This is a genomic window from Yoonia sp. (assembly GCF_046498525.1).
Taxonomy (GTDB): Bacteria; Pseudomonadota; Alphaproteobacteria; order Rhodobacterales; family Rhodobacteraceae; genus Yoonia.
On the sequence record NZ_JAWOAN010000258.1, the window covers coordinates 1 to 14959 of the forward strand.

Sequence of the window (14959 nt, forward strand, 5' to 3'; positions counted from 1 at the left end):
TTGCCGCCTTCCGCCATCACATCACGGCCCACCAGATCACCTGTATCATGGGCGCGGCCTGCCCAGCGGCTTGCCATCATGCCCGAATTGGCGTCGATGATCGCGCGCAGATCCTCGGGCATTCCTTCATAGACGTCCTTGTTCATCGCCCAGATGAAATAGAGGTTATAAAGCGCCTTATCACCCGCCACATCCGTATGGCTGTCGGTCAGCTCGTCCAGTTTCAGCGAAGGTGACATTTCCCACGTAATCACGCCACCATCGACAACGCCGCGCGACAACGCCTCTGGGAACTGCGGAACGGGCATCCCGATGGGCGTTGCGCCCAGCTTTTCAAGCAAGAGTGTCGCGGGGCGAGACGGCCCACGCAATTTCAGTCCGGCAAAATCCTCGACCGTTTCAACCGGCGCGCCCCGTTTATGTACGATCCCGGGTCCATGCATGTGGGCGGCAATCACGTGGACATCTGCGAAATCATCCATCAGGTACTCTTGTGTGAAGTCCCACGCGGCGGCGCTGGCCTCCTCACCTGATTTTGTGGTCATGAAGGGCAGTTCCATCGCCTCTGCCTCGGGGAAACGGTTCGGCTGATAGCCAGGGATGACCCAGCCGCCGTCAATCGCGCCATCGCGGATCAGATCGAACTGGCTGGGGGCGGAACCGCCCAATTGCATGAAGGGATAAAGCTCTACCTTGATGCGGCCTTCGGACTGCTCCTCGATCGTGTCGGCCCAAGGCTGCATGAAGTAGGTGGGGTTCGCGCTGGCAGGGGACACAAAGTGCTGAAAGCGTAATGTGATCTCTTGTGAAGTAGCAGATGTTGCGGTCAGGCCAAGTGTGGCGACCATAGCGGCTGTTTTCATCAGGTGCATGTGGTGCATCCTTTTCGTCTCGATTTCAGGGGAAAGGCGTCACCGCTAGCGACACACCGGATATAGGGAAGGGCTTTCTCTGCTGCAAGTCGTTCGCAAGGTGAGAAATCAGAGGCGATTTTCGATCTGAATTCAAGTGTTGTACGTCGGGTGGAATTTCCCGCCCGGGGACAGCGTAAAGATCTCGCACCCGTCCGATGTGATCCCGATCGAATGCTCAAACTGCGCCGACAGAGATTTATCGCGCGTTACCGCTGTCCAATCATCACCCAGCACCTTCGTTTCAGGACGGCCCAGATTAATCATCGGCTCTATCGTAAAGAACATGCCTTCCTCCAGCCGCGCGCCTGTACCGGGGCGACCATAGTGCAAGACATTCGGCGGGGCATGGAACACGCGGCCAAGGCCGTGCCCACAAAAATCACGCACCACTGACATACGGTGGCTTTCGGCATAAAGCTGGATGGCATGGCCGATATCACCAAAGGTGTTGCCGGGTTTCGCAGCCTCGATCCCTTTCATCAGAGCGTCGTGGGTCACCTGAATCAAACGTTCTGCCTTGCGTGGGAGGTTGCCCGCGACATACATGCGGCTGGTATCGCCAAACCACCCATCAACGATGACAGTAACGTCAATGTTCAGGATATCGCCATCCTTCAGCTTCTTGTCGCCGGGAATTCCGTGACAAACCACATGGTTCACCGAAATGCAGCTTGCGTGCTGGTAACCTTTATAGCCGATGGTAGCAGACACAGCACCCGCATCCGCGATCCACTGGGTGATCAGGCGGTCCAGTTCACCTGTTGTCTGGCCAGGCACGACATACGCTGCGATATCATCCAGAATTTGCGCCGCCAGCGCCCCTGCATTCGCCATGCCGGCAAAGTCATTTGGCTCGTAAAGCCGGATCCCATCTTTGGTCAGGTGTGCTTTGTTCGTTTCCACCGGGCGTCGTCCTTTATCCATTTAAACGGCCACATAGGCGAATTATTGACAAAGTTCTAGAGCCGGAACGGGATCGGATCGCCCAGAATGATCCCCTTTGGGTCGATTTTGCATGCTTGTGCCAGTACGGTGACACCGGCCTCTGCAGCTTGATCGAATGCAGCTCTATAGGCTGGATCAATGTCTCCGGCCAAGGTGACCGCATCACAGTCGGTTCGCTGGATCAGATAAAACATGATCGCGCGGTGGCCTTGTTCCGCTACGCGTGCAAGCTCAGTCAGATGCTTGGCGCCGCGGGCAGTCACGCTATCGGGAAACTCAGCCAACCCTGCTTGGCGCCTCAGTGTCACGCTCTTCACCTCAATATAGGTATCCGTACCATCGCCGCTCAGCAGAAAATCAATGCGGCTATTCTCGCCATAGTTGACCTCTGGCCGCACCAGATCGTAGGCGGGCAGCCCCTGCACTTCATGCGCCATCAATGCAGCCCTGAGCGCGCGGTTGGGCACTGATGTGTCAACGCCCGTGAAATGCCCATTTTCATGGTCCACCAACCGCCAGCCATACCTGAGCTTTTTCTTGGGGTCGTCATTTGGTTCCAGCCAAAGCTTCATTCCCGGCTCTGCCAAACCCATCATCGAACCGGGATTGGCGCAATGAGCGGTCACTTCGCGCCCGCCTTCCAGTACGACATCGGCCAGAAACCGCTTGTAACGGCGGATGAGACGGGCAGGGACAAGGGGCGTGGCAAATTCCATATGCGCCCTATAACCTGATAGACGAGACAGGAGAACCACCAGATGCCAAACCCCACCGCCGCGATGCTTGTGATAGGCGATGAAATTCTTTCGGGGCGGACCCGTGACGCGAATATGCACTACCTTGCCGGGCAGTTGACCGAGCGGGGGATCGACCTCAAGGAGGTGCGGGTCGTCAGTGATGATGCGCCAGCCATTGTCGCGGCAGTCAAGGCGCTCTCTTCAGGCTTCGATCAGGTATTTACTAGCGGCGGTATCGGACCCACCCATGACGATATCACAGCAGACTGCATCGCCGCAGCCTTTGGCACCCATATCGACGTGCGCGATGACGCCCGCGCCCTGTTGCAGGCCCATTATGACCGGTCCGGGCAGGAATTGAACGCAGCACGTTTGCGCATGGCACGCATCCCCGACGGGGCTGCATTGATCGACAATCCGGTCAGCATCGCGCCGGGGTTCACCCTTGGCAACGTCCATGTCATGGCGGGCGTCCCTACGGTGTTCAAGGCGATGTTGGCCAGCATCCTGCCGACCCTGACAGGAGGTGCGCCGCTTTTGTCGCGGACACTGCGCCTGATGAAAGGCGAAGGCGATATCGCCGGACCACTGGCACTGTTTGCGCAGGAACACCCCGATCTTTCCGTCGGCTCCTACCCATTCCAGAAAGACGGGATCTATGGATCTAACGTCGTGGTCCGTGGGAGCGACGCAACGCAACTTGATAAGGCCATGACTGCCCTCGCAGCCAAATTTCCCTGATGAATTTCCCTGATGCCCAAAAGCTTTATGGCGTCATCGACGGCACGTGGCCTGCCTCTGCCAAACAGGCGCTGGGCCCGTGGACCATCCGTTTGGACGGCAGCGCAAGCAGCCGTGCCAGCGCCGCAACAGCAGAACAGCCTGTCACAAAAGCAGATATTCCGCTCGCCGAACAGGCCATGCGCGATGCAGGTCAGGCACCCCTTTTCATGCTCCGCGAAGGCGAAACGGCATTGGACGATATTCTGGCGACTTGTGGATACGTGATCAAAGATCCGGTCAACATGTACGCGATGCCGTTAGAGGAAATCGCCACGACGCGCCCGCCACCAGTGACCAGTTTCGAGGTATGGCCACCGCTTGCCGCGCAGGTCGAGATTTGGGCGCAGGCTGGCATTGGCGCAGGGCGGATTGCAGTCATGGACCGCGCACAGCATCCAAAAACAACGCTGTTGGGGCGGATACACGACAGGCCCGCAGGCACAGTCTTTATTGCGGTTGCGGCGGATTGCGCAATGATCCACGCGCTTGAAATCAGTGCGGCGTTCCGCAGGCATGGCCTCGCCCGGCATCTGACGCGTGCGGCAGCGTATTGGGCGCGGGACAATGGAGCCGACTATCTGACCTTGGTCGCGACACGGGCAAATGAGGGTGCAAACGCCCTCTACTCTTCCCTCGGCATGACGCTTGTGGGACAGTACCACTACAGGACATTGCCGGAGTGACCCCTTGACCGACCAACCCACTGCCCTTGATTTGCCAATGACCGACCCTTTGCCAGAGGCAACACAAAAATACTTCAACGTGTGTCAGGAAAAATTGGGCATGGTGCCCAATGTGCTGCAAGCCTACGCCTTTGATATCGACAAGCTGAACGCGTTTACGGCGCTTTATAACGATGTGATGCTGGCAGATTCAGGCCTGTCCAAACTGGAGCGAGAAATGATCGCGGTGGTCGTGTCATCCATTAATAAATGTTACTATTGCCTGACCGCGCACGGCGCAGCGGTGCGCCAGCTTTCCGGTGATCCCGCACTGGGCGAAATGTTGGTGATGAACTGGCGGGTGGCCCCGCTTGATGCGCGCCAAAAGGCAATGCTGGCCTTTGCGGAATTGATGACAGTGGCAAGCGCCCAGATCGAAGAAAAAGATCGCGATGCGCTGCGTCAGGTTGGATTTTCGGACCGCGATATCTGGGATATCGCGGCGGTCGCAGGGTTCTACAACATGAGCAACCGGATCGCCTCGGCCACTGATATGCGGCCCAACGATGAATACCACGCCCTCGCCCGATGATCCGCGTTTGCGCTTTCATTCTTGCCCTGGCCGGTGGCGCGGTGCAGGCCCAAACGCTGAATTTTCCAAGCAACGCCAGCCTTCAAGCCGAAGTGGTGCGGGCCGCCGACAGCTATATCCTGCCATTGGGCATATGGGATCGTGGCGAAATGCCGACCCGAACGGTCGAGGGGCGCGTCACCCAACAGGCCTGGCGGATTGAGGCGGCGTCGCTTACTACCCTGCAATTGGTCCGCCCGCTGCGCGAACAGTTGCGCAATGACCGCTATCGCATTATTTTTGAATGCCAGACCGAGGCTTGTGGCGGGTTTGATTTCCGCTTCGGGGTCGAGACCCTGCCCCCCCCGGAAATGCGTATCAATATCGGTGATTTCCGGTTTCTTGCCGCAGAACGGACTGGCGCAGATGGCTCCGAATATCTGACGCTCTTTACCAGTCGCACCACGCAGGCAGGCTTTGTGCAAATTACCCATGTTGGCCCGATGGTCGCAGACCCCGAACCAGTCGCGCAGGCAGGGGCCGCGCCATTGCGGGCCTTTGATGCCGCCCCGGATGCGACGCTCGCGGAGCAGCTTGAACACGTCGGGCGTGCGGTTCTGGCTGATCTGAGTTTCGCCACCGGTTCAGCGCAGCTTGCCGAGGGGGAGTATGCTTCGCTGCAAGCTTTGGCCGATTACCTTTCGAGTGCACCGCAACGCACGGTCGCCCTTGTGGGGCACACGGACTCCGCTGGCGCGCTCGCAACAAACATCGCGCTGTCAAAGCGCCGTGCGGCATCGGTGCGGGAACGTCTGATTACCGATTATGGCGTAGATCGGGGGCAGTTGGAGGCAGAAGGCATGGGGTATCTGGCACCGATTGCTTCTAACCTGACCGAAGAGGGACGCGAGGCAAATCGGCGGGTCGAGGTGATTGTGACGTCGATTCAAGAGTAGGGTATCAAGCGCTTCGTACCGCATGATCTTGCTGGATCGCCGGTTCCCATAAAACGTATCTGGCCCGCCCTTCCTGTTTCGCTTGGTAAAGCGCGGCATCCGCCCGTGCGAATAACACATCGATCGAAAGGTCGGGTTCCACCTGGGCGGCACCGATTGATAACGTCACGGAAAGGCAATCGCGGGTCTCGGTCTCGAAAGTGATGGGCTTTGTAAGCCGTTCGCCAATCACCCGTGCTGTTTCGACCGTCACGTCGTTCAGGTAGATCGCAAATTCTTCGCCCCCCAGCCTGCCCAATACGTCACCCTCGCGCAAACTGCGGCGTAATATGTAAGCGATAGACTTCAGGCAGTGGTCCCCCGCTTGATGCCCATATGCGTCATTGATCCTTTTGAACCAGTCCGCATCCAGCATGAGCAGGACACCGGGGTATTCAGTTGCGCGCACCTTTCGGACAAGGTCGAAGAAACTGCGGCGGTTGTTCAAACCTGTCAGCCCGTCCTTGCGGGACAAGCGCGAAAGTCTTCGTTGCAGGCGGATTTGAAAAGCTGACACAGCCAGAAAGAAAGCAATCAGAGGGCCGCCAACGAAGGCGGCGTGTGACAGAAAATAGACTGCCGAATGCGTCTGATGTTCTTCAAAGGTGTCGAAGTAGAGCGCAAAGATGAAATTTGCGGTAGCAACGAAGCCAATCAAGGTGATCAACCGAACGAAAAATCCGGTCCAGCCTCGCGGCGCAAGCAGGCGCATCAGTTGATCCATCACAGCCCCTTTATCAGCCGTGACAGACCTTAGGCGTGAAGTGTTGTGATTAGTTTAATGCCATAACAAAACGCGGCCAATAAATTGGCCGCGCGCAGAGGTTGGAAATAAACTCTGGAGAAAATTACCAGATATCAGGGCCTTTGTCGGCAAACGCATGTGCCAGAAAGTCGATGAACGCGCGTACCTTCGGCTGCGTGAAGCGACCCGGAGGATACACCGCGTAGATGCCTTGGGTTTCGACGGGCAGATCGGGAATCGCTTCTTCGACCAGTCCTTTTTTCATCGCGTCAGCATAAAGGAAGCTGGGCAGATAAGCGATGCCAAGCCCGCCGACACAGGCATTCAAGAGCGACTGCCCGTCATTGACCGTCAGCCAGCCAGCCGTGCGCACCTGCCGCTTTTCGCCTGAAGGCGCGGTCAGTTTCCAGACGGCTGAATTGGCCTGATTGGAATAATGCAGCAACTTGTGTTCGTTCAGGTCGTCAATTTTTTCGGGGCGGCCATACTGATCAAAATAAGACGGGCTCGCGATCATGCGTTTGGTCGTCTCGGTCAACTTACGCGCGCGCAGGGTGCTGTCTTCGAGTTCGCCGATCCGGACGGCCATATCAAAGCCTTCCGAGATAAGTTCGACGTAGCGATTGTTCAGCGACATATTCACGGTGATATCAGGGAATTCGGCCAGAAAATCACCCAACACAGGTGACAGATGGTTGACGCCAAAATCAGTGGCGACACTGATCCGCAAAAGGCCGGATGGGGCGGATTGCATGGATGTCACAAGCGCATCAGCTTCACCGGCATCGTTCAGAACGCGGCGGGCGCGGTCATAATAGGCAAGGCCGATTTCCGTCGGGCTCACCCGGCGTGTGGTACGGTTCAGCAGTCGCGCACCCAGACGGGCCTCGAGCGACGATACATGTTTGGAAACGGCGGACTTCGAAATTCCCATTTTCTTGGCCGCATCCGTAAAGCCACCTTGATCCACGACAGTGGCGAATGCCTCCATTTCGGTCAGTCGATCCATGAGAAGTTCCTAGCACTATTTTTATGATACCGTTGTTTCCTTTCTGAAGATCAAATCAGGCAGGAATGGGACAAAGGCCTGACAATACGGGGGTATGAATTAGCTTTGATGCCGATGCGGAAACAGCGGATTGTGCCTATTTGACCTGATCCTAAAGGGATTTGATGCGCAAAGGCCGGTCAGCTGCGCCGCAATTAGGAGCCTTTTTCAATAAAGGAATGGCCGCTTGAAATCGTCTTATGCGCCAACGACGGTCCGCATCAGATGCCGTTGCACTGCTTCTTTCATCCCTTTGCCTTCCCCGATAGACAGTTCTGTGACGCAAGTCGCCACAACAATGAGGAGAGTGACATGACCAAGGAAAACGTAGGTTTTATCGGTGTCGGGCTTATGGGGCACGGAATGGCAAAGAACATCCTGGCTGGTGGTCATGCTCTCACCGTGATCGCCCACCGCAACAGAGCACCTGTCGACAACCTCATCTCGGAGGGTGCGAACGAGGCCTCCGACCTGACGGGGCTGGCAAAGGCATCTGACATTATTCACATCTGCGCACCCGGCTCACCACAGGTCGAGGCCATCATCGCCGGGCTGTTGCCGGGCCTGCGCGAGGGCAGCGTGATCGTCGATTGCTCCACCTCTGACCCCACATCGACCGAAAAGCTGGCCGCGATGTTGGAAGCGAAGGGTTGCTTTCTTGCCGATGCGCCTCTTGGCGGTACACCTGTTCAGGCCGAAGCAGGCGAGCTGAGCACAATGGTCGGCGCGTCGGACGACATCTTTGGCCGCATTAAACCTGTTATTGAGTGCTGGGCGACATCGGTTGTGCACCTCGGCCCAACCGGTTTGGGCCACAAGATGAAGCTGCTGAACAACTTCCTGTCATTGGGCTATGCCGCGCTTTATTCAGAGGCAATGGTGGTGGGTCGCAAGGTTGGCATCAGCGTGGACCAGTTCGACAGCGTGATCCGAGGATCGCGCATGGATTGCGGGTTCTATCAGACCTTCATGGAATACGCTGTTGAGGGGAATAAAGAGGCGCATAAGTTTACATTGGGCAATGCCTACAAGGACGCGCGCTATCTGGCGAATATGGCTGATGGCGCGTCAGTGGCAAACCCGGTGGGCACGGCGATGAAGAACGCTTTCGCAGCCGCAATAAATATGGGCGGGGACGGTCCAGAGGACTACGTGCCCCATCTCGTTGACTATATTGCAAAGCTGAATGGCCTTCCACCCGGTAAGGATTGACCGCGCCGCGCCCGACGGGCACTTGTCAAAGCTGTGCGGCCAGCCGTATACCTTGGTCAATGGCACGTTTTGCATCCAGTTCGGCGGCCACATCCGCGCCGCCGATCACGTGGACGGACCGCCCCTGAGCGATCAACTCATCAGCCAGGCTGCGCTCTGGCACCTGACCGGCGCAAAGGACAATCGTATCCGCCGCGATAGCTTTCGGGTCTTCGCGCGCTTCACCGTAGCTGATATGCAAACCGTCCGTGTCGATCTTTTCGTAATTCACGCCGCCGATCATCTGCACGTTCTTCATTTGCAGACCCGCGCGGTGAATCCATCCGGTTGTCCTGCCCAAGCGCTTTCCCAACTTCTCGGATTTCCGTTGCAATAGTGTGACCTGCCGCACCGGGGCCTCTGGCTGTGGCCCTTCCGGGCGCAAACCGCCACGGGTTTGCGCCGGATCCCCAACGCCCCATTCCTCAAGCCATTCCTCAAGGTCTTCGGTCGGGCTGTCATCAGTGACCAGATATTCTGCCACGTCAAAACCGATGCCGCCTGCGCCTACAACCGCAACGCTCTTGCCGACTTCGGTTTTGCCGCGCAGCACATCAATATAGGACAACACGTTCGGCCCATCCTGACCGGGGATTGAGGGGTCGCGCGGGGCAACGCCTGTTGCGATGATGATCTCGTCGAAATCGGCCAAGGCCTCCGGTGTAGCCGCAGCACCCAATTGAACGGTCATGCCCGCATTGGCGACCATCGTGCGGTAGTAATCCACCAGTCCGCGGAATTCTTCCTTCCCGGGCACCTGCTTGGCCATGTTCAACTGGCCACCGATCTCATCCGCCTTGTCAAAGAGAGTGACAGCATGGCCACGCTCGGCCGCAGTCAGCGCCGCAGAAAGACCCGCGGGGCCAGCACCGACGACGGCAACTTTCTTGACCACATCGGCGGGTGTGATTGTCAGCTCGGTTTCGTGACAGGCCCGGGGGTTGACCAGACATGAGGACAGTTTGCCGCTGAACGTGTGATCCAGACAGGCCTGATTGCATGCGATACAAGGCGCAATCTCTGCGGCCTTGCCTGCCTTTGCCTTGGCGACGAAATGCGCGTCCGCCAGAAACGGGCGCGCCATGCTGACCATATCGGCGCAGCCATCGGCCAGAACGCTTTCGGCCACTTCGGGCATGTTGATACGGTTTGAGGTAATGATCGGGATTTGCACCTCTCCCATCAGCTTTTTGGTGACCCATGTGAAAGCGCGGCGCGGCACGGATGTGGCAATGGTGGGGATGCGCGCCTCGTGCCAGCCGATGCCGGTATTCAGGATCGTGGCACCGGCAGCCTCGACAGCCTTGGCCAGTTGCACCACCTCCTCCCAAGTCGACCCGTTGGGCACAAGATCAATCACCGAAAGGCGGTAGATCACGATGAAATCCGTGCCTACCACTTCACGAACACGGCGCACAATCTCGACCGGCAGGCGCATGCGGTTCTCGTAGGATCCGCCCCAGCGGTCGGTCCGTTTGTTGGTATGGGTGACAAGAAACTGGTTGATGAAATAACCTTCAGAGCCCATCACCTCGACCCCGTCATAGCCGGCTTCTTGCGCGCGGGCGGCAGCAGTCACGATATCGCTGATTTGTTTTTCGATCCCGTCCTCATCCAGTTCCTTGGGTGGAAAGGGCGAGATCGGAGATTTGATGGCGGACGGCCCGACACAACGAGGCGAATAGGCATAGCGACCCGCATGCAGGATCTGCATGGCGATCTTGCCATCTGCGTGATGCACGCGGTCCGTGACGATCCGGTGACTGGTAATATCATCCCCCGTATAAAGACCTGCGGCACCCGGGAACACACCGCCCTCCGCGTTCGGAGCCATGCCGCCGGTCACCATCAGAGCGACATCGCCGCGCGCGCGCTCGGCATAGAATTCGGCGACCCTGTTCCAATCCTTCGTTTCTTCCAGTCCCGTGTGCATCGACCCCATCAGCACGCGATTCTTCAGGGTCGTGAAACCCAGATCGAGAGGGGCCAGAAGGTTAGGGTATAGGGTCATGGTATGCCTCCGCTTTGGGCAATCATGGCGAAAGCTGCCGTTCGCGTCACCCTCAACGTGACGTAACAGTGCGAACCGGAGCAGCCAGCGGTAAGGATTTGCGGAAAAGGCGGATTAGGGTAGGCTGGCTGGTAAATCAGAATGAGGTATGACATGGAAGCGAGCTTCTCTCGGCGCAAGCTGCTGACACCGGCAGAATTGCGCGCGCTATCAGAGCGGTCGGACCTGCAAGGCGGGCTGCAAATCGCAAGTCATTTCGGGGCAATCCTAGTGGTCGGCATTCTGCATGGCTACGCGATGGGCACAGGCTGGGTGTGGGTCACAGGATTTGCCTTGGGCGTGTTGCTGAATTTTCTTTACGCCGCCCAGCACGAACTGTCCCATGCCACCGTCTTCAAGACACGCAAACTCAACAAGGTCTTTGGCCGGATCATCGGGTTCATCCAGATTTTCCCGCGTGACTATGACCAGATCATGCATTTCGCCCACCACCAGTACACGCAGGACTGGGAACGGGATGGTGAACTGGTCCGCGAACCCTATACGCTGACCACCTATTTGCTGTGGCTGAGCGGGGTCACCTACTGGCGCAACCGTGTTTTCGGTCTCGTCCGCCGAGCGCGGGGCATTATCATCGAACCCTTCATCAGAGCCGAGGAACAGGCCCGCGTGATCCGTGAAAGCCGCCTGCATCTGGCCGGATATGCGCTGATTGCAGTGGTTTCCCTTGTGACAGGGTCATGGGCCGCACTGACCTTCTGGATTGTCCCGATGGTACTCACCAAGCCTGTGCATCAGTTGCAGAACACGATCGAGCACCTCGGGTTGAGTCACGAAAACGACATCATGGAAAACACCCGATCCACCCGCGCCAACGCGCTTCAACGCTGGCTTTGCTGGCAGATGCCCTATCATACGGCGCACCACACTTTTCCGGCTGTGCCTTTCTGGAAGCTGCGTGACTTGAACGACCGGATCGAGGAAAAGGTAGGCGAAGTCCACCGCATGGGCTGGCTGGAATTTCAGGTCGAGGTGATCCGCAAACTGATGGCCAACGACGAAAGCCAATACCCGATGGACGAGGTCTGGGTCATCCCCCGCAGCGGTGGGCGCGTCACACGGATGCCGGCAGAGTGAGACAGCTTAAGGTCTACACGTCGCTCTGGGCGATGCAGCCGCACGACCAGACAGGGGTGAAACTGCCCCATGATCAGGTGTGCGAAATGGTCGCGGGCGCAGGTTTTGACGGCATGGCGATCGATCTGGGTGCCTCTGATGTGGCTGTGGCCCATGCCGTGCGTCCGCATATGGAGGCAAATGGCCTGACGCCCCTGATCGTGGCCTTTCCAAAGACAATTGAAAGCCTTGGCGAGACGCTGCACATGGCTGCCGATTTTGGTGCGCCTTTTGTCGATGTGATCGGGCAGGTCATGCCAATCGCGCTCGACGACATGGTGCCGGTGATTGAAACATGGATGGGCATGGCCGACAGGGTCGGTGTGCCGGTCCAGTTCGAGACGCACCGCAACTGCATCACCAATGACCTCTATACCACCCTGCAACTGCTCGACCGCATTCCCGACATGCGGATTTGCGCAGACCTGTCGCATTACGTCGTGGACCGCGAATTCTGGTTTCCCCTGTCCGATCATGACATGGGGTTAATGAGCCGTATCCTGCACCGCTCAGACAGCTTTCAGGGCCGCGTCTCGTCGCGCCAGCAAATTCAGTTGCAACTGGATTTCCCGCAGCACCAGAAATGGGTGGAGCTGTTCAAGGGCTGGTGGCGCGAAGGGCTGGCCGATTGGCGCGCGCGCAATTCATCCGGCGACTGCATTTTCGTCTGCGAATTGGGGCCGCCGGAATATGCCATGACCGATGCGCAGGGGCGCGAGATGTCAAACCGGTGGGCAGAGGCGCAGATGATCAAAGGCTGGGTGCAAGAGATATGGGAAGACTTGGGCGGGGACGGGTCCTAGGGCCGCATGAAAGTAAACGTCCGCTTGGCGGGCCCCGGTTTTCCGATGACCTCGACAAGAAGGCTTTCGATGGATAACGCAGAAAAATGAAAGCTTTTATCGTCGACACCGCGGGGACAGTGACTTTCTTCACAATTGTCGCTGGCCTGACCGAGCTTCTAGTAGCAGGATTGGAGCCCAGTCAGGTGCTAGTTGCGCGGCTGATAACCATACCAGTCATGATCTTGACGGGACGCCCTTACGGCCTGTGGCGAGACTATGTGTTCGCACGATCTTTGCCAAAGGCAAGGTGGTCGAAGATGATCGCCGATGTGTTCGCATTCGTGACCTTCCAAGTTCCGGTCTACTCAGCGACGCTCGCTATCGCCGGGGCGACGTTGCAGGAAATACAAGCCGCTGTGAGTGCGGCTATCGGGTTCATGATCGTGCTTAGCCGACCGTTTGGTTTCTTTCTTGAAGTCCTTAGAAAGTGGGCTCGCACAACAACCGCCTAGGGCTCAAACCGGACATGTCCAAAGAAAGACCGCATCGCTTTGCAGCGATGGGGCCGAGTGTCGCCTTTAACGGTCCACCCAACCACTTATCGGGGGCGCGCATGCGATTGGGTCGAAAACGCGTTAAGGCAGCAACACGCTATCGATTACGTGGATCACGCCGTTGGAGGCGATGATATCTGCTGTTGTGACGGTCGCGTTCTCTACTGTTACGCCATCGGTTCCGTCGATGTGGACCTCTTCACCGTTGACTGTCGCGACGCTCAGGCGCTGACCGGCCAGTTGGTCGGATGTTACCGCACCGAGGACCACATGATATGTCAGGATTGCAGTCAACTGATCGATGTTCTCCGGCATCAGCAAGGTCTCGACAGTACCTTCAGGCAGTGCTGCGAATGCTGCGTCAGTTGGCGCGAAGACAGTGAAAGGCCCGTCGCCCTTTAGCGTGTCCACGAGGCCGGCAGCGGTGACGGCGGCGACGAGCGTGTTGAAGTTGCCGTTCGATGCGGCGATATCAACGATGTCAGGCTCTTTGTCCATCATGGGCGCACAAGCGGCGGCAGCGGCTAGGCCAGCGGCAAGGATGGTGGATTTAATAGCAAATCGGCGATTCATCGGGTGTTCCTTTCATTTCTCGTTAACAATATTGTTACGGAGAAAGGGGCCGATCGGTTGTCATTCTGACAATGAGTTTATGTGGTGTATTAAATTCATCCAATCAGTGGCTTGAAACGTAGCAACTCACTAAGTTTCAGAGCAGTGGTGGCGGAACGCTTTTTGTAGCAAGTCCAGTTCGCTGCGTAGCACTGCAATCTCGGCCTGCAGATCATCGGTGAGCGGTTCGCCGCAAACAAGGGTAAAGCTGTCAAGCGTCACACCATCAGCACCGCTGATGACGAATGTCTGCACCCCGTCGCTGATCAATGCAGCCGGGATCGGCACTGTGACACGCCAGACTTCATGGGCTGGGTCGCGCACGCAGGTCACATTATCAAGTGCGGTCCCAAGGTGTGTGGCATGCAGTTCAGGCAAGTCATCGCCCGCGTCCACAAGATCTCCGTGCCAGACGCCAGCTTTTATCTTGGTGTTGATGAATTGCATACTTTTGCTCCTTAAATGTCCGCACGCGGATAGCGGCAGAGCGTCAGGTCGCGGATGGTGATTTTGTTCATGGCCGGGCTTTCGATCATCAGATCAACCCACATCCGTTCTGCGCGTTTTTCGTTGAGGCCGCTATAGGCAAGATCGAACTCGACCATGGTTTCGGGCCTGTCAGCCGGCAGCGCCAGCAGAATCTGCTCTGTGTTGGGGCCGTTCTTGACGTTCAGTCGCGCATGAATTGCGGTTGGCCGTTCCCGCTCGATCACTGTAGCAAGGCGAATAAGGTGACGCTTTTTCAGGCCTTCGCAGGATGCTTTTGGAATCTCCACGACCAATGACAGATAGCTGCCCTCAAAATGAAAGGTCTGTAGGTGAATTCCGTATGGGGCCAAATCCGTTCCACGTCCGTTGCGGGCCTGCCGCAGGCTGATTTCGGAGCGTTTGCAGTCGTGGAAAATTACCAGCTCGTTCGTCATTTCCATCTTTGAGAGTGCAGGCGCAAGGCCTGCCGGTTTGACAGAGGCCCGCCACGGCTTGGGCCGCCATGCCCAATCTGTCCCGGGTGGCTGCGGAAATGTGGTTGATCCGCTGCGGGGCAATCCAAGCCGGCTCTCCGCTTCGAACGTGAACGCGCCGATATGGCGTTGGAGGAAGGATACGAAGAGGGTAAAGACGACAACTGATGGGATTATGCATTTTCTGGGACTTTCCGAATATTTTTCG

General features: G+C 57.4%; 17 protein-coding genes. 8 read left to right on the forward strand and 9 right to left on the reverse strand.

Translation table 11 applies throughout. From position 1 onward, the window contains the following. The 3 genes from R6T97_RS15505 to sfsA all read right to left on the reverse strand — a co-directional run. Window positions 1-881 (reverse strand): TRAP transporter substrate-binding protein (locus R6T97_RS15505; RefSeq protein WP_410350189.1); only part of this gene is annotated, 881 nt, incomplete at its 3' end. Between the two features lie 123 nt (window positions 882-1004). Then, a complete protein-coding gene (map, locus tag R6T97_RS15510; RefSeq protein ID WP_410350190.1) occupies window positions 1005-1817 on the reverse strand; it encodes a type I methionyl aminopeptidase in 813 nt (270 codons plus the stop codon). Between the two features lie 56 nt (window positions 1818-1873). Further along, on the reverse strand, window positions 1874-2575 hold the full coding sequence (sfsA, locus tag R6T97_RS15515; protein WP_410350191.1) for a DNA/RNA nuclease SfsA: 702 nt from the start codon (window positions 2573-2575) through the stop codon (window positions 1874-1876). A gap of 42 nt (window positions 2576-2617) precedes the next feature. Between sfsA and R6T97_RS15520 the strand changes: the two genes are divergently transcribed. Genes R6T97_RS15520 through R6T97_RS15535 form a run of 4 tightly spaced genes read left to right on the forward strand, consistent with a single transcriptional unit; the run spans window position 2618 to window position 5568 of the window. Continuing rightward, window positions 2618-3337, forward strand: coding sequence for a competence/damage-inducible protein A (locus R6T97_RS15520; RefSeq protein WP_410350192.1), 720 nt, complete (start codon window positions 2618-2620; stop codon window positions 3335-3337). Then, entirely contained in the window at window positions 3337-4062 is a 726-nt protein-coding gene (locus tag R6T97_RS15525) for a GNAT family N-acetyltransferase (RefSeq protein ID WP_410350193.1), read from the forward strand. The genes R6T97_RS15520 and R6T97_RS15525 overlap by 1 nt, the downstream gene beginning before the upstream one ends. 4 nt (window positions 4063-4066) lie before the next feature. Further along, a complete protein-coding gene (locus tag R6T97_RS15530; protein WP_410350194.1) occupies window positions 4067-4633 on the forward strand; it encodes a peroxidase-related enzyme in 567 nt (188 codons plus the stop codon). Beyond that, on the forward strand, window positions 4630-5568 hold the full coding sequence (locus R6T97_RS15535; protein ID WP_410350195.1) for an OmpA family protein: 939 nt from the start codon (window positions 4630-4632) through the stop codon (window positions 5566-5568). The genes R6T97_RS15530 and R6T97_RS15535 overlap by 4 nt, the downstream gene beginning before the upstream one ends. A gap of 4 nt (window positions 5569-5572) precedes the next feature. Here R6T97_RS15535 and R6T97_RS15540 read toward each other — a convergent pair whose 3' ends face one another. Both R6T97_RS15540 and R6T97_RS15545 read right to left on the reverse strand, forming a co-directional pair. Beyond that, complete coding sequence (locus tag R6T97_RS15540) at window positions 5573-6331, reverse strand: GGDEF domain-containing protein (protein WP_410350196.1); 759 nt, start codon at window positions 6329-6331, stop codon at window positions 5573-5575. Window positions 6332-6455: 124 nt separating this feature from the next. Beyond that, window positions 6456-7361: a LysR family transcriptional regulator gene (locus tag R6T97_RS15545; protein WP_410350197.1), complete on the reverse strand. Its 906-nt coding sequence runs from the start codon at window positions 7359-7361 to the stop codon at window positions 6456-6458. Between the two features lie 264 nt (window positions 7362-7625). Here R6T97_RS15545 and R6T97_RS15550 point away from each other — a divergent pair, with 264 nt between their 5' ends. After that, window positions 7626-8612 carry an NAD(P)-dependent oxidoreductase gene (locus tag R6T97_RS15550; protein WP_410350198.1) on the forward strand — a complete coding sequence of 329 codons (987 nt, stop codon included), beginning with the start codon at window positions 7626-7628 and terminating at the stop codon, window positions 8610-8612. 25 nt (window positions 8613-8637) lie between these two features. Here the strand turns inward: R6T97_RS15550 and R6T97_RS15555 are convergent, their stop codons facing one another. After that, window positions 8638-10662: an FAD-dependent oxidoreductase gene (locus R6T97_RS15555; RefSeq protein ID WP_410350199.1), complete on the reverse strand. Its 2025-nt coding sequence runs from the start codon at window positions 10660-10662 to the stop codon at window positions 8638-8640. 153 nt (window positions 10663-10815) lie between these two features. Between R6T97_RS15555 and R6T97_RS15560 the strand changes: the two genes are divergently transcribed. The 3 genes from R6T97_RS15560 (at window position 10816) to alaE (ending at window position 13135) form a co-directional block, all read left to right on the forward strand. Beyond that, window positions 10816-11799: a fatty acid desaturase gene (locus R6T97_RS15560; RefSeq protein WP_410350200.1), complete on the forward strand. Its 984-nt coding sequence runs from the start codon at window positions 10816-10818 to the stop codon at window positions 11797-11799. After that, on the forward strand, window positions 11796-12641 hold the full coding sequence (locus tag R6T97_RS15565) for a sugar phosphate isomerase/epimerase family protein (RefSeq protein WP_410350201.1): 846 nt from the start codon (window positions 11796-11798) through the stop codon (window positions 12639-12641). The genes R6T97_RS15560 and R6T97_RS15565 overlap by 4 nt, the downstream gene beginning before the upstream one ends. An 86-nt stretch (window positions 12642-12727) precedes the next feature. Next, window positions 12728-13135 (forward strand): L-alanine exporter AlaE, encoded by a 408-nt coding sequence (gene alaE, locus R6T97_RS15570; protein WP_410350202.1) that lies wholly within the window; start codon window positions 12728-12730, stop codon window positions 13133-13135. Window positions 13136-13258: 123 nt separating this feature from the next. Here alaE and R6T97_RS15575 read toward each other — a convergent pair whose 3' ends face one another. The 3 genes from R6T97_RS15575 to R6T97_RS15585 form a co-directional block, all read right to left on the reverse strand. Next, the gene (locus R6T97_RS15575; protein WP_410350203.1) at window positions 13259-13750 is read right to left on the reverse strand and encodes a fasciclin domain-containing protein; all 492 of its coding nucleotides are present in this window, start codon (window positions 13748-13750) and stop codon (window positions 13259-13261) included. A gap of 129 nt (window positions 13751-13879) precedes the next feature. After that, on the reverse strand, window positions 13880-14236 hold the full coding sequence (locus tag R6T97_RS15580) for a hypothetical protein (protein ID WP_410350204.1): 357 nt from the start codon (window positions 14234-14236) through the stop codon (window positions 13880-13882). 11 nt (window positions 14237-14247) lie between these two features. Beyond that, window positions 14248-14959, reverse strand: a 712-nt coding sequence (locus tag R6T97_RS15585; RefSeq protein ID WP_410350205.1) for a DUF6478 family protein, incomplete at its 5' end; no start/stop codon positions are given.